The sequence below is a fragment of the Picosynechococcus sp. PCC 73109 genome (assembly GCF_001521855.1).
Classification (GTDB): Bacteria; Cyanobacteriota; Cyanobacteriia; order Cyanobacteriales; family MRBY01; genus MRBY01.
Genome location: NZ_CP013998.1, coordinates 367,878 through 390,548, shown reverse-complemented (window position 1 = coordinate 390,548; position 22,671 = coordinate 367,878). Strand labels below are relative to the sequence as shown.

At 49.0% G+C, this 22,671-nt stretch carries 19 protein-coding genes; 10 read left to right on the top strand and 9 right to left on the bottom strand.

Going from position 1 to position 22,671, the window contains the following annotated elements; translation table 11 throughout:
* Window positions 1-3 precede the first annotated feature (3 nt).
* Window positions 4-1,530, top strand: coding sequence for a bifunctional pantoate--beta-alanine ligase/(d)CMP kinase (locus AWQ23_RS01865; protein WP_062431986.1), 1,527 nt, complete (start codon window positions 4-6; stop codon window positions 1,528-1,530).
* Between the two features lie 3 nt (window positions 1,531-1,533).
* Here the strand turns inward: AWQ23_RS01865 and AWQ23_RS01860 are convergent, their stop codons facing one another.
* Window positions 1,534-2,283, bottom strand: a complete 750-nt coding sequence (locus AWQ23_RS01860; protein ID WP_083500678.1) for an RNA methyltransferase — start codon at window positions 2,281-2,283, stop codon at window positions 1,534-1,536.
* A gap of 38 nt (window positions 2,284-2,321) precedes the next feature.
* Between AWQ23_RS01860 and AWQ23_RS16400 the strand changes: the two genes are divergently transcribed.
* Together AWQ23_RS16400 and fusA are read left to right on the top strand one after the other, a co-directional pair.
* Window positions 2,322-2,444 carry a hypothetical protein gene (locus AWQ23_RS16400; RefSeq protein WP_255355993.1) on the top strand — a complete coding sequence of 41 codons (123 nt, stop codon included), beginning with the start codon at window positions 2,322-2,324 and terminating at the stop codon, window positions 2,442-2,444.
* Between the two features lie 291 nt (window positions 2,445-2,735).
* Window positions 2,736-4,823 (top strand): elongation factor G, encoded by a 2,088-nt coding sequence (gene fusA / locus AWQ23_RS01855; protein WP_012305975.1) that lies wholly within the window; start codon window positions 2,736-2,738, stop codon window positions 4,821-4,823.
* Between the two features lie 157 nt (window positions 4,824-4,980).
* On the opposite strand, the gene AWQ23_RS01850 is transcribed toward fusA, so the two are convergent.
* Window positions 4,981-5,586 (bottom strand): HupE/UreJ family protein, encoded by a 606-nt coding sequence (locus AWQ23_RS01850; protein WP_030006116.1) that lies wholly within the window; start codon window positions 5,584-5,586, stop codon window positions 4,981-4,983.
* Between the two features lie 164 nt (window positions 5,587-5,750).
* Here AWQ23_RS01850 and pbpC point away from each other — a divergent pair, with 164 nt between their 5' ends.
* The 3 genes from pbpC (at window position 5,751) to gloA (ending at window position 10,243) form a co-directional block, all read left to right on the top strand.
* On the top strand, window positions 5,751-8,069 hold the full coding sequence (gene pbpC / locus AWQ23_RS01845; RefSeq protein ID WP_083500677.1) for a penicillin-binding protein 1C: 2,319 nt from the start codon (window positions 5,751-5,753) through the stop codon (window positions 8,067-8,069).
* A 642-nt stretch (window positions 8,070-8,711) separates the two neighbouring features.
* Window positions 8,712-9,800, top strand: coding sequence for a transporter substrate-binding domain-containing protein (locus AWQ23_RS01840; RefSeq protein ID WP_232308942.1), 1,089 nt, complete (start codon window positions 8,712-8,714; stop codon window positions 9,798-9,800).
* 47 nt (window positions 9,801-9,847) lie between these two features.
* Window positions 9,848-10,243, top strand: a complete 396-nt coding sequence (gloA, locus tag AWQ23_RS01835; RefSeq protein WP_062431983.1) for a lactoylglutathione lyase — start codon at window positions 9,848-9,850, stop codon at window positions 10,241-10,243.
* A gap of 90 nt (window positions 10,244-10,333) precedes the next feature.
* On the opposite strand, the gene AWQ23_RS01830 is transcribed toward gloA, so the two are convergent.
* Entirely contained in the window at window positions 10,334-11,263 is a 930-nt protein-coding gene (locus AWQ23_RS01830; RefSeq protein WP_062431981.1) for a putative selenate ABC transporter substrate-binding protein, read from the bottom strand.
* Window positions 11,264-11,346: 83 nt separating this feature from the next.
* On the opposite strand from AWQ23_RS01830, the gene AWQ23_RS01825 reads away from it, so the two are divergent.
* Window positions 11,347-12,987 (top strand): rhomboid family intramembrane serine protease, encoded by a 1,641-nt coding sequence (locus AWQ23_RS01825; RefSeq protein ID WP_062431979.1) that lies wholly within the window; start codon window positions 11,347-11,349, stop codon window positions 12,985-12,987.
* Here the strand turns inward: AWQ23_RS01825 and AWQ23_RS01820 are convergent.
* The 5 genes from AWQ23_RS01820 to malQ all read right to left on the bottom strand — a co-directional run bounded on the left by AWQ23_RS01820 (window position 12,973) and on the right by malQ (window position 18,000).
* Entirely contained in the window at window positions 12,973-13,890 is a 918-nt protein-coding gene (locus tag AWQ23_RS01820; RefSeq protein ID WP_062431977.1) for a nuclease-related domain-containing protein, read from the bottom strand. The genes AWQ23_RS01825 and AWQ23_RS01820 overlap by 15 nt on opposite strands.
* Window positions 13,891-13,926: 36 nt before the next feature.
* Entirely contained in the window at window positions 13,927-14,619 is a 693-nt protein-coding gene (locus tag AWQ23_RS01815; protein WP_062431975.1) for a Rho termination factor N-terminal domain-containing protein, read from the bottom strand.
* Window positions 14,619-16,034 (bottom strand): ParA family protein, encoded by a 1,416-nt coding sequence (locus AWQ23_RS01810; RefSeq protein WP_062431973.1) that lies wholly within the window; start codon window positions 16,032-16,034, stop codon window positions 14,619-14,621. The genes AWQ23_RS01815 and AWQ23_RS01810 overlap by 1 nt, the downstream gene beginning before the upstream one ends.
* Window positions 16,035-16,098: 64 nt before the next feature.
* Entirely contained in the window at window positions 16,099-16,482 is a 384-nt protein-coding gene (locus tag AWQ23_RS01805) for a DUF1818 family protein (protein WP_062431972.1), read from the bottom strand.
* Window positions 16,483-18,000, bottom strand: a complete 1,518-nt coding sequence (malQ, locus tag AWQ23_RS01800) for a 4-alpha-glucanotransferase (RefSeq protein WP_030006105.1) — start codon at window positions 17,998-18,000, stop codon at window positions 16,483-16,485. It lies immediately after the preceding gene.
* Window positions 18,001-18,236: 236 nt separating this feature from the next.
* On the opposite strand from malQ, the gene fbp reads away from it, so the two are divergent.
* From fbp to AWQ23_RS01785, 3 genes are all read left to right on the top strand, one after another.
* Complete coding sequence (gene fbp, locus AWQ23_RS01795; protein WP_012305963.1) at window positions 18,237-19,286, top strand: class 1 fructose-bisphosphatase; 1,050 nt, start codon at window positions 18,237-18,239, stop codon at window positions 19,284-19,286.
* A 53-nt stretch (window positions 19,287-19,339) separates the two neighbouring features.
* A complete protein-coding gene (locus tag AWQ23_RS01790) occupies window positions 19,340-19,558 on the top strand; it encodes a DUF5818 domain-containing protein (protein WP_062431969.1) in 219 nt (72 codons plus the stop codon).
* Between the two features lie 115 nt (window positions 19,559-19,673).
* The gene (locus AWQ23_RS01785) at window positions 19,674-21,239 is read left to right on the top strand and encodes a B12-binding domain-containing radical SAM protein (protein WP_030006102.1); all 1,566 of its coding nucleotides are present in this window, start codon (window positions 19,674-19,676) and stop codon (window positions 21,237-21,239) included.
* Window positions 21,240-21,328: 89 nt separating this feature from the next.
* On the opposite strand, the gene AWQ23_RS01780 is transcribed toward AWQ23_RS01785, so the two are convergent.
* Window positions 21,329-22,585: an acetylornithine transaminase gene (locus AWQ23_RS01780; protein WP_062431967.1), complete on the bottom strand. Its 1,257-nt coding sequence runs from the start codon at window positions 22,583-22,585 to the stop codon at window positions 21,329-21,331.
* Window positions 22,586-22,671: the final 86 nt, after the last annotated feature.

Sequence of the window (22,671 nt, the reverse complement as noted above, 5' to 3'; positions counted from 1 at the left end):
CCGATGAAAGTTGTACGCACCCTTACTGGATTACAAACGGCGATCGCCCAGGTTGCTCCGAGGCAAAAAATTGGTTTTGTCCCCACGATGGGGGCGCTCCACCGAGGCCATGGCAGTTTGATCCAACGGGCAAGGGTAGAAACAGACTTTGTGGTGGTGAGTATCTTCGTTAATCCTCTGCAGTTTGGGGCCAACGAAGATCTTGACCACTATCCCCGGCAATGGGAAGGAGATCGCCAATTTTGTGACGACCTGGGGGTAGACCTCATCTTTGCCCCCACAGTAGCCGAAATGTATCCGGGGCCAGAACCAGTGCAGATCTTGCCGCCTCCTGGGTTGACCAGCGGGCTTTGTGGTCGCTTCCGTCCAGGCCATTTTACGGGGATGGCGACGGTGGTGGTGAAACTGTTGCAATTGGTACGGCCAGCGATCGCCTATTTCGGCGAAAAGGACGCCCAACAATTGGCGATTATTAAACGGCTGGTGCAGGATTTGCATCTACCCGTCACTGTCCGGGGTTGTCCCATTGTCCGGGAGCCATCGGGGTTAGCGCTCAGTTCCCGTAATCAATATTTATCTACTGCCGAAAAAGCCGAGGCGATCGCCCTTTCCCAGGCCCTCCAAACCGCCCAAGCGCTATTTCAAACGGGGGAACGGCACGCAGATCGGCTCATTGCAGCGGCCAAAGAAACCCTGGCTAAATTTCCGGGGGTACAACTGCAATATTTAGAATTAGTCGATCCAGAAACCCTGACGCCCCTGCCCCAGGTGCAAAAATCTGGTTTACTGGCGATCGCCGCCTATGTCGGTCAAACCCGTTTGATTGATAACACCATGCTAAAAACCCGTCAGCCGATTATTGCCATTGATGGCCCCGCCGGAGCCGGTAAATCTACCGTTACTCGCCAAGTGGCCGAGCAGCTCAAGCTTCTCTTTCTAGATACCGGGGCAATGTACCGGGCGATCGCCTATCTTGTTTTAGAAAACAATATCAATCCCCAGGATGAAGTGGCCGTTGCTGAACTCGTCAGTACCGCCACCATTACCTTAGTGCCCCCCAATGCGCCCACAGAACCCATTACCGTGTTGGCGAATAACCTTGATGTGACCCAGGCAATCCGCACGCCGACTGTGACGAAACAGGTATCTGTCATTGCCGCCCAAGCCGCCGTCCGCCAAGCCCTAGTGAAGCAGCAGCAACGCCTCGGTGAAAATGGGGGCCTCGTGGCAGAGGGGCGCGATATCGGTACCCATGTGTTTCCCGATGCCGAACTCAAGATTTTCTTGACCGCTACCCCCGCCGAACGGGCCAGACGCCGCGCCAAGGATCTCACTGCCCAGGGAGAAACCAACATTGACCTAGGACAACTAGAGGCAGAAATCACCGAACGCGATCGCCTCGACAGTACCCGCGCTATCGCTCCTTTGACCAAGGCTCCCGATGCGGTGGAATTAATTACCGATAACCTCAGCATTGAGGCGGTGGTCGCTAAAATTATTCATTTATATAAAGGTATAGATCAGGCCTAAATATTATTCAGGTGAAGCGGCGTTGGCGATCGCCCATTCCACCTGTCGTAAAATCCCCCGTAACATTGCCACCTCGCGGCTACTGGGGCTGGCACGGTGGTACAAATCACGAAATGTTTCCATCCGTGAGGCACTGGTGTGGGGATACAGAAATCCCACCTGCAACAACACCCGCTCTAGGTGCTGGTAATAGCCCTCTAATTCACTGAGATCGGCCAGATCCGGGGTGACTGTGGTTATTTCTCTTGGGGCAAAAGTGGGTTTTTCGGTGGCTAAACTGCGCAATTCGTAGCCACAAACAGCGACCGCCTGGGCCAAATTCAAGGATGTATATGCATCCCCTGTGGGAATGCAGACCAGCCTTTGGGCTTGGTTTAATTCGCCATTGCTTAAGCCGTGGTCTTCCCGGCCGAAAATTAGCGCACTGGGTTGATCATCCTCTAAAAACCAGGGCAAAGCTGCCTTGGGGGTTTCCACGGGCATCGGTAAACTGCGCTGGAGTCCAGTGGTGGCGATCGCCTTTTTGCAACCCGTCAATGCCGTTGTCAAATCAGGGACAACCACAGCCCGTTCGAGAAATTCCCGCCCATGGACTGCCATTAAAAAAGCCTCTTGGCCTAAATGGTTACAATGGGGATTCACTAAGAACAATTGCCCTAAGCCCATATTTTTCATCACCCGGGCAATGGAGCCAAGATTTAGGGCCCCTGCAGGTTCTACAACCACAATCCGAATATGCGTCAAACTCGCCAAGCTATTTTCTCCATCGCAGTGCAACTCCCCATTGTGCCGTGAGCGTGACCCCAAAAAAACCCTGGCGATCGCCAAATCTCATTCTGATTCCATCGGCTCAATATTTGGGTCATGGTTACCTCACCCATTGGCGATCGCCCCCCAAGATCCTTTTAAGTTGACCGCAAGATAATTTACAATCTGTAATGTTGCCATCGTGCCCCGCAAGGATTTTAATATTCTTTGCTGTAGCAAAATATTCAGTTTTCCCAAGACTGGAGCGGCAGCTTATACGAACCAAGCGCGTGACACTTACAATACAAATTAGTCCCTTAACGACTCACCATAAACCACATCGGTTTTAGATTGGCTCAAACAAGACCGAGACGTTTTCAGTTGTACGTCTAATTGCACCGAGTGATCACCCTAGTAAAAATAGTAGTACTTAAATTTTATCGAGCGAACATAAACCTATGAAAGACCTGACCAAATATCGTAATATCGGTATCTTCGCTCACGTCGATGCGGGTAAAACCACCACCACCGAACGTATCCTGAAGTTAACCGGAAAAATCCACAAATTAGGTGAAGTGCACGACGGTGCAGCCACCACTGACTTCATGGAGCAGGAGCAGGAGCGCGGGATTACCATTCAATCCGCTGCCACAAGCTGTTTCTGGAAAGATCACCAGCTCAATATTATCGATACTCCCGGTCACGTCGATTTCACCATTGAAGTTTATCGCTCCCTAAAAGTACTCGACGGTGGTGTCGGTGTATTTTGTGGTTCCGGTGGTGTAGAACCCCAATCCGAAACCAACTGGCGTTATGCCAACGACTCTAAGGTTGCGCGACTGATCTATGTCAACAAATTAGACCGGATCGGTGCTAACTTCTACAACGTTGTGAAGCAGGTAGAAAACATCCTGGCGGCAACCCCCCTGGTAATGACCCTGCCGATCGGTACAGAGAGTGAATTTAAGGGCGTTGTTGATCTGCTTACCGAAAAAGCTTGGATTTGGGACGAATCTGGCGATCCGATGAACTACGAGATCACCGATGTCCCCGAAGACATGAAGGATCAAGTAGCAGAATACCGCGAAGCCCTCGTCGAACTCGCTGTCGAACAAGATGACGAGATCATGGAAAAATACCTCGAAGGCGAAGAAGTCAGCATTGACGAAATCAAGGCTTGTATCCGGAAAGGAACCCGTGAACTGGCGTTCTTCCCCACCTACTGTGGTTCTTCCTTCAAAAACAAAGGGGTACAACTAGTTCTCGATGCGGTTGTGGACTATCTCCCCAACCCAATGGAAGTCAATCCCCAGCCGGAAACAGACATTGAAGGGAACGAAACAGGCAACTTTGCGATTGTTGATCCCGAAAAGCCCCTTCGTGCTTTGGCCTTCAAGATTATGGACGACCGTTTTGGGGCCTTGACCTTTACCCGGATTTACTCTGGGATGCTCAAAAAGGGTGACACTGTTCTCAACACGGCCACGGGCAAAACTGAGCGCATCGGGCGGATGGTAGAAATGCACGCCAACTCCCGTGAGGAAATCGATGAAGCCCAAGCGGGTGACATTATTGCCATCGTCGGGATGAAGAACGTCCAAACGGGTCACACCCTCTGTGATAAGGACAATCCGGCGACCCTCGAACCGATGGTTTTCCCGGATCCGGTAATCTCCATTGCGATCGCCCCCAAAACCAAGGGTGGTAACGAGAAAATGGGGGTTGCCCTCAGCAAGATGGTGCAAGAGGATCCCTCCTTCCAGGTAGAAACCGACCAAGAGAGCGGTGAAACCATTATTAAAGGGATGGGTGAACTTCACCTCGATATTAAAGTAGACATCCTCAAGCGTACCTACGGCGTGGAAGTAGAAGTGGGTAAACCCCAGGTTGCCTACCGTGAATCGATCACCAAGGTCATCAACGACAGCTACACCCACAAGAAACAGTCTGGTGGTTCTGGTCAATTCGGTAAGATTGATTACACTATTGAACCCGGTGAATCCGGTAGCGGCTTCCAGTTCGAGTCCAAGGTCACTGGTGGTAACGTACCCCGTGAATTTTGGCCCGCCGTTCAAAAAGGTTTCGAGCAATCCATCGAGAAGGGTGTACTGGCTGGCTTCCCCTGTGTTGACCTGAAGGTGACTTTGACGGATGGTGGTTTCCACCCGGTTGACTCTTCGGCGATCGCCTTTGAAATCGCCGCCAAGAGTGGCTACCGTCAAACCCTACCCAAGGCTGGCCCCCAAATCCTCGAACCGATCATGAAGGTGGATGTCTTTACCCCCGATGATTACGTTGGGGATGTAATTGGTGACCTCAACCGTCGTCGCGGCATGATCGAAGGTCAAGAATCCGGTGCCACTGGGATCCGCATCAAAGCCAAAGTGCCCCTCAGTGAAATGTTCGGTTACATCGGCGATCTGCGTACCATGACCTCTGGCCGTGGTCAGTTCTCCATGGAGTTCTCTCATTATGATCCTTGTCCGAAGAATGTTGCGGATGAAGTGATCAAGGAAGCTAAAGAACGGGCGGAAGCAAATAGCTAACCCTTAAAACGACGCTCTCCCACTGGGCGAGATTAGAACCAAAAAGCCGATTGGTAAAAATGCCAGTCGGTTTTTTCTTTGGTCGCCATCAACCCATTAAAAAAACTCTCCACTGAAACCCGGAGAGTTCTTTGATCAAGCCTGTCAGTATCGCTGCTTAAATGCTTTGGGCCAAGACCGCCACACCAGCGACCACCATCATCACCCCAGCAATGCGGAAAAATTGAATCTGTTGACGACGCAAGGCCAGAAAAGCCGTTCCCATGCCGATGAGGTGTAGGCTCGCAGTCCCCGCCAGGAAACCGAGGGCATATTGAAGACCTTGGGCATTGGCAGGCATTTCAGCGCCGTGGGCATAGCCATGAAAAACGGCCAGCGCCCCAATAATGAGACTACTCCACAGCAACGGCAGACGGGTGCCAAAGAAAACAAAACAACCTAACAGTAAATCGGAAAAGATAATGCCAACCTCGATCCCTGGTACGGTCATGCCGACCATGCCGAGCAAACCGCCCACCAACATCAGTCCCAGAAAACTCAGGGGGAGTAAAAAACGCCCTTGCTTTTCTTCGACTTGAACGGCCCAAATCCCCACTGCTAACATGGCAACGAGGTGATCGAGGCCCCCAAGGGGATGTTGAAAGCCATGCCAAAAGCCAGCGGTTTCGTGGCCGCCAACGTGGGCGATCGCCACCGATGGCAGAAAAACGCAAAGCATCGCCCCAAGAAATAACAAACCGTGCCGAATGTGACGCTGACCCATGGTGTCGCTCCTTTGAAACATTCCAATTTTAGTGAACAATCCCATGGGTAATATCGCTTTGGTGATGAGTCTTAAAGATTCGCTTTATTCGGTAAAACTGCAAAATATAAAATATTAAGCCTTTGGGCGATCGCCCCAGAAAAGGGCTACAACTACGAAAAGAGATGAGGCCCAAGCTGCCTGTGTTGCTGCATGACTGGCTCCTGAAAATTTGGCGACGATCGCCCCTCCCCCTAAAAATGATCGCTGTCCTGGGGGCGATCACCTTGGTGGTGCGTTTAACGCCCTTCCTGATGCCCTTGCAAGCAGCGGATATTGCCCAAACCGATCAAGCCTTTCGCTTTTATGACCGCAATGGTTTGTTTTTGGGGACAGTCCTCAGCGCCGACCAAGAAAATACCTCTGTTGTCAGCCTCGATGAAATTTCGCCCTATTTTCAGCAGGCGATTATCGCGGCGGAGGATGGTGATTTTTACCACCATGGCCCCCTGGATCTCCAGGCGATCGCCAGGGCCACTTACCAAGCCATCAAACACCAAAAAATTGTCAGTGGGGCCTCGACGATTACGATGCAGCTTGCCCGGATGTTAGGCGATCGCCCCCGGACTTTGCACGCGAAACTCCAGGAAATTTGGGTCGCCTGGCGTTTAGGGGCGGGCATGAACCGCCAAGAAATTCTCACCGCTTACATTAACCGTTTACCCATGGGGGGCAATATCTACGGCGTTGAAGCGGCAGCTCAGATTTATTTTGGTGTGGCGGCGGCAGATCTTAATGTGGCCCAGGCGACTCTCCTCGCGGCCATTCCCAACAGTCCCACCTATCTCAACCCCTATCACTATTGGGACAATCTCAAACAACGGCAGCGGTATGTGTTGGAGCGCCTCGTCGCTGAGGGTGAACTTTCTCCAGAACAGGCGGATCGGGTTTTTCAGGAAGCCGTTACCCTGCAACCGCGTCACCAGGGCATTCTCAGTGCGCCCCATTTTGTTTTTTGGTTAACAGAGCAATTAGATACCAGCCAAAACCCCGTGATTCGCACCAGCTTAGATAAAAATCTCCAGGATTTTGTTGCGGCACAGGTGCGCCAGACCGTTTTAAATTTAAACCAACATCATGTCCACCAAGGAGCGGCGATCGCCATTGAGAATCAAACCGGTGAAATCTTGGCCTATGTGGGATCTACGGATTACTTTACGCCCCAAGGCGAAACCGATGGGGTACAAGCCCTCCGGCAACCAGGCTCTACCCTCAAGCCCTTCCTCTATCAATTGGCCCTAAAAAACCGCACCATTCGCCCCAATACGATTTTGGCGGATATTCCCACCTACTATGCCATTCCCGACGCCAAACTCTATGAACCTACGGACTACGATGAAAAATTTTTAGGCCCGGTGCGGGTGCGTCTCGCTTTGGGAAATTCCCTCAATATTCCGGCGGTGCGGGTTTTAGAAAAAGTGGGTGTTGAGGCATTTTTACAACGTTTGCACCAATTGGGTTTTCAGCATCTAACCGAAGACCCCGACTACTATGGCTTGGGGCTCACCCTGGGGAGCGGTGAAGTAACCCTGATGGAGTTGGCCAATGCCTATCGCACCTTGGCCAATGGCGGCAAAAAAAGTGATTTGGTGAGTCATTTTGCTCATCCGGAATCAGCCATAACATCTCTCAGTGACTCCTCAACTTGGCAACTGATTACCCAAATGCTGAGCGATAAACAGGCCAGGGCGATCGCCTTTGGGGTCGATTCGGCGTTAAATTTACCATTTCCAGCGGCGGTCAAAACGGGAACATCCTCAAATTATCGTGATACCTGGGCGGTGGGATTTAGCGAAAAATACACTGTTGCTACCTGGATTGGTAACTTCGATGGCACACCCATGCAGCAAGTTTCAGGGGTGGCAGGGGCTGCACCGCTCTGGCGCGAAATTATGTTGCACTTGCACCATCAGCGGGAACCATTGCCATTCCCGGAGCCAGCGGCCATGGTCAAACGTCCTATTTGTGCCCTGTCTGGCAAAAAATCCACGGGCCTTTGTCCAGTCATCGTCCAGGAATATTTTTTCCCAGAAGATCTAGCCGAGTACGAAATGGATTTAGATGACTTTTACCAGGAAATTAACGGCGAGATTCGTCTCGTGTTGCCCCCCGAATATGACCGCTGGCTGGCGACCCAAATGACCTTGGCGATGCCCCAAAACGGTTTAAAAATTCTGTTTCCCCAAGATGGCGATCGCCTCCTGAGCGACCCCAACAATCCCGGCCAACTGGTAATCCAATTTCAAACCAAGAACCAAGAGCCTGTGCAATGGCGGCTCAATGGCAATCCCTGGCAACCGGATGATCCCCAGAACCCGAAGTTACGCCTGACCCCTGGCCCCCAGACCTTAGAAATTCGTCAAGGCGATCGCCAGGATCAAGTCAACTTTTCCGTAGAAGTAGCCCCGTCCCAAACCACGAAGCGGGGATTTTCAGTGAATTAAATGCTGATGTTCTGTCCCCAAAAAGATTCTAAATCTCTTGTAAGTTGGATGATTCATCGGCAGCTAGCCCAAAACAAACTGATTTTACTGACTGTGTTGTTTTTTGAAATTGCTTTCAAAGAAAATTAAACAATGATGTCAGTACTTATTTTTTGATCTCTAGCATTTCCCATTGCCAAAAATCAGCGCATATCACCTTAGAAATGCAGCATATCGTTGCCCCAGAGATGGCGTTCAATCATTTTTAAATACAAAAAAGGCTCCAGAAAATAAATCTGTAAGCCTTGACAGTACTCAAGTTTTGGTGATCTCAACAACCAGCTTGAGCATTTAATGATGTGTGGGAAGAAACATTAGCTTTACTGTAAACAAGCCAGGGGAAGTAAAGGCCATCGTTACAGAATATGCAACTGCTGTCGTCAATCTACAGGCGAGAAAATCAGGTTTTAAACAGAGATTGATTTTACAAAGTGCTTCACTTCTGTCTAAAAATCAGCTCACCAATAGAATATTGCCAGTGACTACAATGGCACTGTCGTTATTTGAATAATCTTAGGAATGGTTAATGTAAAAAAAGTAGGTGATTTTTTTTCGATCAGGGAACTTAGGCAGAAGGGCCTACAAATTCTTGGCTTAATTGGCTTGTCCATCTTGGCCGAAGCACAGATCCAAGTCGGATTGGCCCAAAGTCCTGATAATTTGCCAGACGATGAAGCGGCAGAAATTCTCCAGGTTGGCATTGGCGGCACCCCTCCTTTTTTAGTGGAGTCGGTCAACGGTGACTTTCAGGGGATTGTGCCGGATATCTGGGAAACCATTGCCTTCGTAAATGGCTGGGAATATGAGTTGATTTTGCAAACGGAAACACAAGCCGCCTTGGATGCCGTGGCCACCGGGGAATTAGACCTCCTGGTGGGGCCGTTTAGTATTACCGCCGAGCGTTTAGAAGCAGTTGATTTCACCCAGCCTTTTTTCATTTCTGGACTAGGAGTTTTGCTGCCCGAAGAGTCGCCCCCCATTTGGGAACGGGTACGGCCTTTTTTCACGCGCACGGCCCTCTCCTCGGTGGGGGTTTTGCTAGTGTGTTTATTCTTAGTGGGTAATGGCATGTGGCTCGTGGAGAGACGCCATAATCCAGAGGAGTTCCCCAACCAGTATCTGCGCGGCGTGGGCAATGGGATGTGGTTTGCCCTGGTGACTCTGACGACGGTGGGCTATGGCGATCGCTCACCCAAAACCCCTTGGGGGCGGTTTATCGCCGGAGTTTGGATGTTGATCTCTTTGATTGCGGTTTCTTCTCTAATCGGGGGATTGGCCTCGGCTTTTACCCTTGCCCTCGCTAAATTGCCAGAGGATGCAATCCGTGATCCTGGGGATTTACGCGGCACCCGCATGGCCGTTGTCCAGGGCACAACAGGGGAAGCTTTGGCCGCCGAATATCGTGCCAAAGTTGTGCAACGCCCTAGCTTAGAAGAGGCGATCGCCTTAATGGAAGCCGATAAAGCAGACGGTGTAATTTTTGATCGGCCAACCCTGGAGTATTACCTCAGTCAGAATCCTGACTTACCCTTGCGGGTTGCTGACTTTAACCTAAATACCGAAAATCTGGGTTTTGTCCTACCTTACGATAGTCCCCTAGCTCTGCCCCTCGATGTGAGTATCGTGGCCCTCGAAGAAGACGGTACCCTCGTCCGCACTGCCCAAGACTGGCTCCAAGGGAACTCAATTTAGAATAGACACTAGAGATAATTTGTTACCAACGGAGAAAAACAGCCCCTATGAAAATGCTTCACACCATGATTCGGGTTGGCAATTTAGAAGAATCCCTCAAATTTTATTGTGATGTTCTGGGGATGAAACTCCTGCGCCAAAAGGATTACCCCGGCGGCAAATTCACCCTAGCCTTTGTCGGTTATGGCGACGAAAAAGAGAATACCGTGATCGAGCTAACTCACAACTGGGACACCGACAGCTATGACCTCGGCAATGGCTTTGGTCACATTGCTCTGGGTGTGGATGATATCTATGGCACCTGCGAAAAAATCCGCGAGCTGGGCGGTAAAATTTCCCGGGAACCCGGCCCCATGAAGCACGGCACCACAGTAATTGCCTTTGTCGAAGATCCCAATGGCTACAAGATCGAATTGATCGAAATGAAAAAGGCCGCCGCTTAGAGCTGATTGATAAAGCCCCCCGGCCCCCAGTCTGGGGGAGATTTTAGGAGGCAGATCAACAGACTTCTTCGCCTTCAAGAAAACCTTCGTTTATTGGATCTTGCCAATCTGGCGGCCCACAGCTTCGATTTCAGCGTAGTTTTCGTTGCTGGTCTGAATAAACTGGGTCGCCCCAAACAAATCAAGAATTTCTTTGTGGTCAGGATTATTGGGATCGAGTTGGAGCAAAGCCTGTTGCACTTTATCCCGGAAGCCTTCCCCATAGCGTTCGTCCACGTCGGGGGAAATGACCCAGTGATAGTCGTAGTAGGCGGGCGATCGCCAAATCACTTTTACTCTATTGGTATCTACTTCCCCGGCTTCGACGCGACTATTCCACACCTGCTCATTGAGCATTCCCAGGTCATAGGTACCCGCTTCGACCAGTTGGATGGTGGCATCGTGGGAGGCCGAAAAACCCACTTCCCCTTGGAAATCTTCAAGAGAGACTCCGGCTTGTTCTAGGTAGTATTGGGGCATCAGGCGGCCAGAGGTGGAGGATTCGCTGCCAAAGGTGAGAGTTTTGCCTTTGACTTGGGTTAAATCTGCGTCACTGGCTAATTCCCCTAGGCCACTATTCACATTTGCAATCAGTACCGAGTGAAATTCGGCGTCAATATCCCGTTGGGCGATCGCCTCAGCCCCAGGGACTTGCAATCTCGCTTGGACACCCGTCAACCCACCAAACCAGACTAAATCTAAATCTCCCACCTTAAAGGCTGTGACCGCGGCGAGGTAATCGGTGACGGGTTTATATTCCACAGGTACTCCCAGTTCAGCACTCAGATAATCCGCCAGCAGGCCATAGAGTCGCTGTAATTTTTCAGGATCTTGGTCGGGAATCGCCCCAGTCACCAAGGGTTGCACTGCCGTTGTCGAGGTTTCATTTTCAACGGGACTAACATCCGTAGTCGATGGGGCGGTACAGCCAAAAACACTGAGGGAAAGCAGACAGAGGGCAGACAGGAGCCGTTTTTTCATGGGTAATTTCTCAAGGGAAAGAAAAAGATTTATTCCCAACTTAAGATAGCAATTAATGTTTTCTCCCCCCAATGGCTTTCGTAATGGCATCTGCTTTGTGGCCCCTAATTTGGTTTTACGCTGTTTCTTTTTCCTGCGGGGTTTTGATGCTCCGTATTTGGCGATCGCCGCGCCCCCGTCCTCTGGGATGGTTCTGGGTGGCGGGGTTTGTCCTCGTCCTCACCTGGGGAATGAACCTGATTTCGATGGCTTGGGCTGCTTGGTGGGGCGGTATCGCTTGGTTGCTGTTGATCCTCGTGCCATCTTTGGGCTTGCGGCAGATCCAGGGTCTTTTGTCCCGGCAAGATTTTCAGCGGGCCTACCAATGGGCTTTGTATTTGCGATATCTCCATCCCTTTGATGGTTGGTGGGAACAACCGCAGATCATTCGCGCTTTAATATTGAGTCAACGGGGCCAACTCACCCCAGGCTTAAATCTTTTAGAAAAATACCAGGATCACCCCAGTTTTTTGGCCCGTCAGGCGATCGCCATGGATTATGCGATGCGGTTTGATTGGCCTGGACTGCTGACTTGGCTCCGGGGAATGGCGCAAACCCCCCAAGAACCTTTGCTTTTGGTTTACTATTGCCGCGCCCTGGGGGAAACGGGTCAACTGCCTGAACTCTTACAACTGGTGCTGAAACCAGAAACCAAAGCGCAACTGTTGCGGGGGAGCGATCGCCGTCAGTGGCATTTGGTATTGCTATTTACGGCGGCTTTTTGTGGCGAAATCAAGACGGTGCAACGGTTATTGACAGGCCCTCTCCGGGATTATGCCAAAGAGATCAAGGGTTTTTGGCTGGCGATCGCCCACTACGGGGCCGGAAGTGTCTCCCAAGGAAATGCCATTTTACAGACCCTCCAGGAGGACTCAAATAAACGTTTCCGCAATGCCGTCCAGATGCGCCGCCAACATCCTCCCCGACCAGCCCAATCGCTCCTCCCCATAGACGCTTATCCTGATCTGGCCCGCCTCAGTCGCCTGGTACGGCAAGAAACCCAAGAGCAGCTTTATCAATCCCTCGTGGGCCAACCACCTGCGGGGCAAAAGCAACTTTCGGTGAATTCTGTTTTAGTTGCCGTCAATTGTCTCGTATTCCTGGGGGCGATCGCCGCTAGTAATCCCGAAAATCCAGAAGCGGTTCTCCAGGGTGGTGGTTTCATTCCCAACCAAGTGTTGCAGGGGGAATGGTGGCGCTTGTTTACGGCGAATTTTATCCATGTGGGGCTGGCCCATCTCTTGATGAATATGGCAACCTTGGCGTTGCTAGGCCCCTTTGCCGAAAAACATCTGGGGCGATCGCGTTATCTCCTCGTTTATTTAGGTAGTGGTTTCGGGGCGACGGTAACGCTGTTTGGGTTGGTGCTGTTGGCCCAGGGCTTTGACTATGAGGCGTTTCCGGCGTGGTTGGCCTATCTCACTACAGAAATTCGCTATGGCTACCAGGTGTGGGTCGGGGCTTCTGGGTCGATTATGGGCATGATCGGGGCGATCGCCGTGGTGTTGTGGCAGGGGTGGCGACGGTTTCACCTCGAAGCTGCAGGCAGACAATTTCGCCTGATTTGCTTAATTATTGTGATCCAGTTTGCGGTGGATCTGAGTTCCCCCAATGTCAGTTTTTACAGCCATTTACTGGGCCTCTGTTGGGGAGTTACCCTAACCCTTTTGTTAAGAAGACTTTAAGGGGAATTGCTTTTGGCAATCGAAACAGTATGCTTTTCCGTCAAAGCGAATTTTATTATTAAAACAAAACATTGCGACTTTTTTGGAAATAGGTTGCTTACAGCAATAGCAATAGTATTTTGTTTTCTTTGTCTGTTCTATTGAAACGGGGTGCTGATTGTCTCTTTCTCTAGAAATAGAAAATTTTTTATAGTAATCAAACTGGGAAGGTCGATGATAACTGACTAGGTTTTTCGCTATTTGCTGCAATGATTCGGATGAAATTATTTTTGTGATTGAACCAAGGGTTGTCAATATACTTTCATTATTGAGATTGTCTCGTGTTTGTTTATAAAATTCGTCTGACTTAATGACAGCATCTGTTTTAAAATCTTTTGCCTTGGGACGAATCACGCGAGATTTTGGCGAAACTAAAACATAGGCAAGAAAATGGGGTTGTAATGGTATTCCCAATCTTTTAGGTAGTATTTCTTCACCCTGGAGAAGGTTCTTTAAAACTTTGATGTGTCTTTTATTTTGCTCAATGGGAGACTCTATTGCCCTGTAGCTTTTCTGGAATGAAACTAAAAATTCGCCATGTTCTGTGATTTTGATACTACGGGCATAATGTTTTGTTTCTAAGATATAAAAATCAAGAAATCTATTGATTAAGATATGGTCAATTTGAGCAACTAATCCATTATGCTCAATTCTAAGATCGTGAATAATCGCCCAGTTTGGTGAATTTTTATAATAAAAATCAATAAAATAAGCAGAATCCTTTTCTCCTTGATTACCAGAGGTGAGTCTCTTTAGCTCTGTTTTTGCCCGCAAAACTTTTGCTTCGGATAGATTAGGTAAATTGATAATCGTTTTTAACTGCTCTATGTTTGCATCAATGGGAGCTTTTTCTTTAATGATCATTTAGAAATAGTTTGAATCTTGTAATTTTACTTCGGATTAACCTTGCTCAGTAAGTAATTTTACTAGAGCACTCTTTTTTAGCTTACTATATCCTTTTAAGCCACGTTTTTTAGCCATTTTTTGGAGCTCTGCCTGGGTAAAAGTCGTAAGAAACTGCGGATCAATAATTACGTCTGGCAGAGGTTCAGGGGTTGTGTAAAAAATTTCTTTGAAAATATTTAGTTTTTTCCCTCTGGTAATGCCGCATTTTATTTTTGTGACATCCATTAAATTTTCTTTCCAATATTGACGCGGAGCATTTTCAATACGTTCAACTGCATTGGCGAGCTTAACGCTACCCAATTTCAGGGGATTAATTGGACGCTTCATTAGATAGTCCAGACCCACTTTGATTTCCTCCCTAGTTGCTGTTGCGAGGTTAATCTTAGCAAGCTTTTCTTGAGTAAGAATGCGGGCCGATTCTTGAGTTTCTGGGGAATCATCAGCAACAATACACCAAACTTTCGTCAATCCTGCTTCTTCGGCGGCAGCAAAAACGAAGCTATTCGCAATCACTTGATAAGATTCAGAACCGATTTGTTTGACAATTAAAGGAATCCAATTTCTATTTTCAGCATCATTAATGGCTTTGGCTGCTCCTTGAATCAAAAAATCATGGACTTGTGTATCTATCCCTGTACTGATTTCATCGAGATAGAGATGTAATAATGCACCTACTTCTTGTTTCATTAAATAAAATACTCCCGAACTAAATCACGATAATATTCACGTGCTTTTTTACTTGTAAAAACTGCTGGACGATTAGAAAATGCAGCGGATGCAATGTGAGCATAGCTAGGCATCTCAAATATTTCGAGATTTTTGTGAGCTGGGCGATATTTAGGAAAAAAGAAGCGCATCAAATCAATTTGCTCTTCTTTTTTAGCTTGTTTAATGATTTTAGTAATTGCCTCTTGTGCTTGCCTTTTTTGAGTTGGAGTAATTGCTTCTCCATTAAAGAAAATTGGTAGGGGAACTGGGTCTGATAATTCTGAAGCGATTCCAAATCTTTCAGCATCTACGTCAAACTGCCTGCGCGATTCCCCCAACATAGGAAAAATTGTTTTCATGGCAGTAGCTGCATTTTTAAATGAAGCAATACCATTGTGTTTAGATGGCATCAGGATAACGTCGGCAGCAGCGATCGCCTCTTCGGTAAATCTATTTGTACCGGGAGGAGAGTCGATCAAAATATAATCATAATTATTTTTCAAAGGATTTAAAGATCGCCGCAAAAAGCTCTTGGTTAAATATTTAGTATATTGAGTTTGCTCTTGATGTAACTCTTCATCTACTGGGATTACATCAAACCCATATTCTTTTCCGCTTTTTGTTTTCAAAGTATATCTCGAAATAACATCTTGGATGTCATGGTTTTTATGATCTTGGAGATATTCTGAGAGTTTAAGTTTACCTAGTTTAACATCTAATAAATCTGTCAAGTCTTTCTGGTTAGGGTCAAAATCTACAACCAAAACTTTCTTGTCAAATCCAAGAGAATTGTCTGGCTTTCCCTGGGGGAGCGATAAAATACCTGCAAGGTTGATGACAGTCGTTGTTTTCCCGACACCGCCTTTATTATTGTAAATAGCAACGAACAATGAGCGTTTTTGATTATCGATATAATGCTTAATAAGCTTAATTTTTTCATCGATATTATCAGCCGTTAATTTTATATTTTTGGTGTAGGGATAAACGACTTTTCCGTGCCGTCGAAATAATTGAATATATTCTGCGTTGGTAATGATTCCCCATTTAGCAGAATGGCAATGTTTTGATTTTGGATGTAAATAACCCTTGAGTTGACTGACTGTTTTTTTATAATCGTTAGAGCCAAAACTTAAATCAAGTTGTCTTTTTTTTAGTTCAATGAGTAATGATGGATTTGCTTTAGTATGACAAAAGATATCATCCCCATAATTTTTGCGAGCCGCTAAGTCAACTTTTGCTCCACCATTCCCGACTAAGTATTGGCTCTCAATTTCATTTAATTCAAATCCCAAAAAAGGTAAAATTGCGGGTCTCATTAACATTGCTTCAATTTGCGGCTCATTTGCATCGGGAGCTAATGACAACCAAGCATCTTTGAGATTGAGATTTGACATAAGACAGCATTATATTTTGAGGCTCAAGTGATTATCTTATCAGACTTTAAATGTTGGGATCTCATCACAGCGGCAACTCATGACTTTTATGAAAAACATGACTGCATTGCACCAACTGCTGCACAGCTTCCGGTTGCCAATTTCCCTCAATGTTCCGTTGGGTGAGGACTAACAAACGCAGGCTATAGCAGGCTGGAAATCCTTCAATCTCTAGCCAGACCAAATCACTTTCTGCTTCGATGGCAATCCGTTCCTCTGGCATCAATTCCGAGGCAATACTTTCGACCGTATCGGCTAACTGCACCAACAAGCGACAAAAATCTTCAAATTCTGCTGCGGTTAATTCCACAGCCCAATCATCGGCTCCAACCAAGCCCTGGAAAGTCCGGGTGGGGTCAGGATCCCAGCCTAACCGCCAACCCGTTCCTTTTTTGAGCGATCGCCCCATTTATTCGCCTCGATACTCTGGTTCACGCCCGTAAAGATAGACGAGGTAGCGCAATTTGCCAATGAGGTCATCACTCAGCATTTCCGGCTGGTAGCGCCAAGTCCAGTTACCGGCGGCCACCCCAGGGGTATTCATCTTGGCCTCAGACCCCAAACCGAGCAGATCTTGGAGGGGGAAAACTGCCAGATTTGCCACGGAACCCAAGGCCAGACGGATCAGACCCCAATGAATTCCCTCATCGCAGAGGCAACCGAGGTAATCCGTGACCCGTGCCTTTTCTTCGTCACTGCGCTTGTCAAACCAGCCCACAGTGGTGTCATTGTCGTGGGTACCCGTGTAGACAATACAATTGCGATTGGTGTAGTTGAACGGTAGAAACGGATTAGCGCGATCGCTATCGAAGGCAAAGTGCAAAATCTTCATCCCCGGTAAGCGATATTTATCCCGTAGAGCCTCCACGTCCGGCGTGATTACCCCCAGATCCTCAGCGACGATGGGCAATTCACCGAGTTTATCTTTGAGTAACGCAAAAAATTCGTCACCCTTAGCCTTAATCCAGCGGCCATTCATCGCCGTTTTTTCCCCTTGGGGCACCGCCCAAAACGCTTCAAAACCCCGGAAGTGATCGATACGAACAATATCGACATACTCCAGCATGGTTTTAATGCGCTCGATCCACCAGGAATAGTGACGGCGCGAAAGGTTACGCCAGTTGTAGACTGGGTTGCCCCAGAGTTGGCCCGTTTCGCTGAAATAATCCGGTGGGACTCCCGCCATCCACTTGGCAGCCCCGGTTTCATAATCGAGACGGAAAATTTTCGGATGGCCCCACACATCGGCGCTGTCGTGGGCCACATAGATCGGCAAATCCCCAAAGATTTGGATGCCCTTTTCATTGGCATAGCTTTTTAGGGTTGACCACTGGCGGAAAAATTCCGATTGGACGTATTTGTGGAAAAAGATTTGATCGGCGAGGATCTCTGTCTGCTCGGCGATCGCCTTTGGGTCACGCCAAGCAAGGGCTGCATCCCAGTCATACCAGCTTTTGCCATCGTGGGCTTCCTTGAGGGCCATAAAGAGCGCATAATCATTGAGCCAATAGGCCTGCTCTTCACAAAAGGTTTGAAATTCTTGTTTTCTCTCTGGGGTCGCCACCGCCTGGAAGCGTTTACAGGCTTTTCTCAGGAGGGGCATCTTAAAGGCGATCGCCTGATCATAGTCCACCTGGTCTCCAGGACAACTCGGACAGGCCGCCAAATCAGCTTCTTCTAATAAATCTTCTGAAGCCAGCCATTCCAAATTTAACAGCATCGGATTGCCCGCAAAGGCCGAGTAACACAGATAAGGAGAATTCCCAAACCCCGTTGGCCCCAGGGGTAGAACTTGCCAAACCTGCTGTCCACTATCGGCAAGAAAATCAATAAATCGATAGGCTTCTGGCCCTAGATCGCCGATTCCAAATCGACCCGGCAAAGACGTAGGATGCAACAGAACACCACTAGCACGACGTTGAAACATACGCAGATTACAAGCTCACAATTTTTCTCTACTGGCCATCCTAGCAACCGTTTCCCGTACAGCCGGAGATTGTGACGATTTTTGACAGCTTAAGGTCAAGGTTTGCCTATATCCCGCCCATTCTGCCCAAATACTTTCCTTTTTTCCTTGCTTTTCCATTAAGTAATCCTTTAGCAAGAGCGCATCCCCCAAACACAGTCGTTACCATTGGGGCAGACCCATAAAGGAAAAAGCCTATGCCAGATCACAATAACGACATTACCCAAAGTCCCAGTCTTGACCGCGACTGCACCACCCTCTCCCGCCATGTTTTGCAACAGCTCCAGAGCTTCGACACGGCGGCCCAGGACATCAGCGCCATCATGAATCGTATTGCCCTCGCCGGAAAGCTTGTTGCCCGTCGCCTCAGTCGCGCTGGCTTGATGGAAGGGGTTCTCGGCTTCACAGGCGAAGAAAATGTCCAAGGAGAATCTGTCAAACGGATGGATCTCTATGCCAACGATGTCTTTATTTCCGTTTTCAAACAAAGTGGCCTCGTCTGTCGCCTCGCCTCCGAGGAAATGGAAAAACCCTACTACATTCCTGAAAACTGCCCCATCGGTCGCTATACACTGCTCTACGATCCGATTGATGGCTCCTCCAATGTCGATATTAATCTCAACGTGGGGTCTATCTTCTCCATTCGCCAACAGGAAGGCATGGATCTTGACGGAGACGCCGCCGACCTCCTCCAAAATGGCCATAAACAGATTGCTGCTGGTTATATTCTCTACGGCCCTTCGACCATGTTGGTTTACTCCATTGGCACAGGGGTTCACTCGTTTATTCTCGATCCCAGTTTGGGGGAATTTATCCTCGCCGAAGAAAACATCACAATGCCCAACCATGGCTCGATCTACAGCGTCAATGAGGGGAATTTTTGGCAGTGGGAAGATTCGATTCGGGATTATATCCGCTATATGCACCGCCACGAAGGTTACACGGCCCGCTACAGCGGTGCCCTTGTGGGAGATTTACACCGCATCCTGATGCAGGGGGGCGTATTTCTCTATCCTGGTACGAAGAAAAAACCAGAGGGCAAACTGCGCCTCCTCTATGAAACAGCGCCATTAGCCTGGCTCATTGAACAGGCCGGGGGAAAAGCCAGTACAGGTACCATGCCGCTCCTGGATTTTGTGCCGACCTATCTCCACCAGCGCACCCCGACGATCCTCGGCAGTGTGGAAAATGTGGAATTGGTTGAATCGTTTATCCAAGAGGCAGAGCGAGAAACCGTCGGTGTTTAAGCATTGAGAGGATGTGGCAAAAATTCGGATCGACAACTGTGAGGTGAAGCTGAATGCAAGAGTTAACGGGGCGCATTGCCCATCAATCCTTGGGTGTTGGCGTATGGGTTCTCGAAACAGCAGCGGGGGTCAACTATGAACTGCGGGATTTGCCCCAGGTCTATCAGCAGCCAGGGCTGAAAGTTACTGTAACGGGAGAAGTCCTCGCCGATACGGTTTCTGTTGCCATGGTGGGGCCAATTTTCGCCGTGGGTACTGTTACAAAACTTTAGCGCTACACTGAAGGCACTTGTACGCTTACCTGACATCAGTCTTGATGATGGTCGGCGATCGCCTTCTAAAAATCAGCCTTTTTAAAACCCTTTCATCATAAAACTCTTAAATACCATGCGTGTCCTCCTCATTTATCCGGTTTTTCCGCCCACCTTTTGGTCCTACGAAAAAATCCTTGAACTGGTCAACCGCAAGGTGCTGCTGCCCCCCTTGGGCTTAATTACTGTGGCGGCGATTCTACCCCAAGAATGGGAATTTAAGCTGGTTGACCGCAATATCCGTGCTGTCACCGAGGCGGAATGGGAATGGGCCGATCTGGTCTTGATGTCGGCGATGATCGTCCAAAAGGATGACCTGCTCGATCAAATCAAAGAAGCCAAAAAACGAGATAAATTAGTGGCCGTTGGTGGCCCCTACCCGACGTCGGTACCTGAAGAAGTCCAGGATGTGGGGGCGGACTTTTTGATCCTCGATGAAGGGGAAATCACCCTGCCGATGTTTGTGGAGGCCGTTAATAATGGCGCAACCTCAGGCACCTTTCGGGCTGAGGAAAAACCCGATGTCACCACCACCCCTGTCCCCCGTTATGATCTGCTGGAATTGGATCAGTATGATTCGATGTCAGTGCAATTTTCCCGGGGCTGTCCCTTCCAATGTGAATTTTGTGACATCATCGTTCTCTATGGGCGCAAACCCCGCACCAAAACCCCAGAGCAGCTTCTTAAGGAGTTAGATTGCCTCTACGAATTGGGTTGGCGACGGAGTATTTTCATGGTGGATGATAATTTCATCGGCAATAAACGCAATGTCAAACTCCTCCTCAAGGCCCTCAGGGAATGGCAACGGGAACATCAATATCCTTTCCGCTTTAATACCGAAGCTTCGGTGGATCTCGCTGACGATCCAGAACTGATGGATTTGATGGTGGAATGTTTCTTTGATGCGGTTTTCCTGGGTATTGAAACCCCTGACGAAGAGAGTTTACAACTGACGAAAAAATTTCAAAATACCCGCAGTTCCCTCGCTGAATCCATTGACAAAATTATTCAAGCGGGATTGCGACCCATGGCAGGCTTTATCATCGGTTTCGATGGGGAGAAAAAAGGGGCAGGCGATCGCATTATCAAATTTGCAGAACTGACGGCGATCCCCACCACCACCTTTGCGATGCTCCAGGCGCTACCGAATACGGCTCTCTGGCACCGCCTCGAAGCAGAAGGGCGACTCCGGGCGAAAAAGGACGGCAACATCAACCAAACGACCCTGATGAATTTCATCCCCACCCGTCCCCTCGAAGACATTGCCAATGAGTATGTCCACGCCTTTTGGCAACTCTACGATCCCCACCTTTATTTAGACCGCATTTACCGTTGTTTCCTGAAATTGGGCGCGCCCAAATGTCATCCCCCGGCCAAGTTGCCCAGCCTGGTCGATCTCAAGGCATTGGCGATCGTCATTTGGCGACAGGGCATTAAACGGGATACCCGCTGGCGCTTCTGGCACCATTTATTTGGTATTTTGCGCCACAATCCGGCAGTTTTTGAGCATTACCTCACCCTCTGCGCCCACAACGAGCATTTCCTGGAATATCGCCAGATCGTCAAAGACAGCATCGAAACCCAGTTAACGGAATTTTTAGAACAGGAAGAAACCTCTACTCCCACCCCCGTTACGGTGTAATTCCCACTGGGCCAAGCATGTAAAAATAAAACTCCCCGATTTTTTAACAATGGGGGAGCTTTTTATTGCTTTGGGCAGGATAAAGAAATTTAGAGAGCCATGGCAGCGAGGGTCTGGTCTAAAAGGGCGATCGCCTCATTGATTTCTGCGGCGGAAACAATCAGAGGCGGCACAAATCGGATTACCTTCGGGCCAGCGGGAGCCAACAGTAAACCCTTTTCCATCGCTGCTTTGACCACTTCAATGGAGGTGAGTTCGAGGTCTGCTTTAATTTCCATACCATTGATCAAACCCCAGCCCCGGACATCGCTGAAGTAGGGATATTTTTCGGCCAGGGTCTTTAAGCCCGCCCGGAGCTGCTCCCCACGGGCGTTGACATTTTCGAGTAGGTTTTCCTGTTCGAGGGTTTCAACCACCGCTAGGGCCGCCGCACAGGAGAATGGGTTACCGCCAAAGGTGCTGGCGTGTTCCCCAGGGTTAAAGACCGCACAGGAATCCTTGCACATCATCGCGCCAATGGGGATTCCTCCTGCTAATCCCTTCGCACTGGTGAAAATATCCGGTTCAATGCCGAGGTTTTCGTAGCCCCAGTATTTGCCAGTTCTCCCAACGCCAACTTGCACTTCATCGAGGACAAGGAGAATTCCGTTTTCGTCACAAATGCGCCGCACTGCTTGGAAATATTCCACATCACCAGGCCGGACGCCCCCTTCTCCCTGGAGGGCTTCGAGCATAATGGCGGCGACGCGGCGGTTCCCTTCATCGATGTCGGTGATCGCTTCTTCGAGGGCGCGAATGTCGTTGTAGGGCACGTAGGCAAACCCATCGGGGAGCGGGTCGAAATGTTTTTGGTATTTGGGTTGTCCGGTGGCGGTAATCGTTGCAAGGGTACGCCCATGGAAGCTCGATTTCGCCGAAAGGATCACGGGTTGTTCGAGGAAATCTGAGACGGTATGGGCATATTTACGGACTAATTTAATTGCTGCTTCGTTGGCTTCGGCCCCGGAGTTACAGAAAAAGACTTTATCGGCACAGGAATGTTCGACGATCCACTGGGCTAAAGCACCTTGCTCTGGGATGTAGTAGAGGTTAGAAATATGGTGCAGTTTTTGAATCTGCGCACTGACCGCTTGGATCAGGGCTGGGTGGGCATGGCCCAGGGTGCAGGTGGCAATGCCTGCGACAAAATCGAGATAACTTTTCCCTTCGGTATCCCACAGACGACATCCTTCCCCCTTGGCGATCGCCACCGGAAAGCGCCCATAGGTATGCATCACATACTGATCGAACTGAGTTGGGTTAAAGCTTTGGGCTGGGGAATGGTTCAGTAGCGTTTGGGGACTCACGGGTTACTCCTCTTCGATGGCGAGACTCAAAGTTAAATTTCAGTTTAGCCAATGGGTAATCTTTTTTGCTAAATACAAGGGGGGAA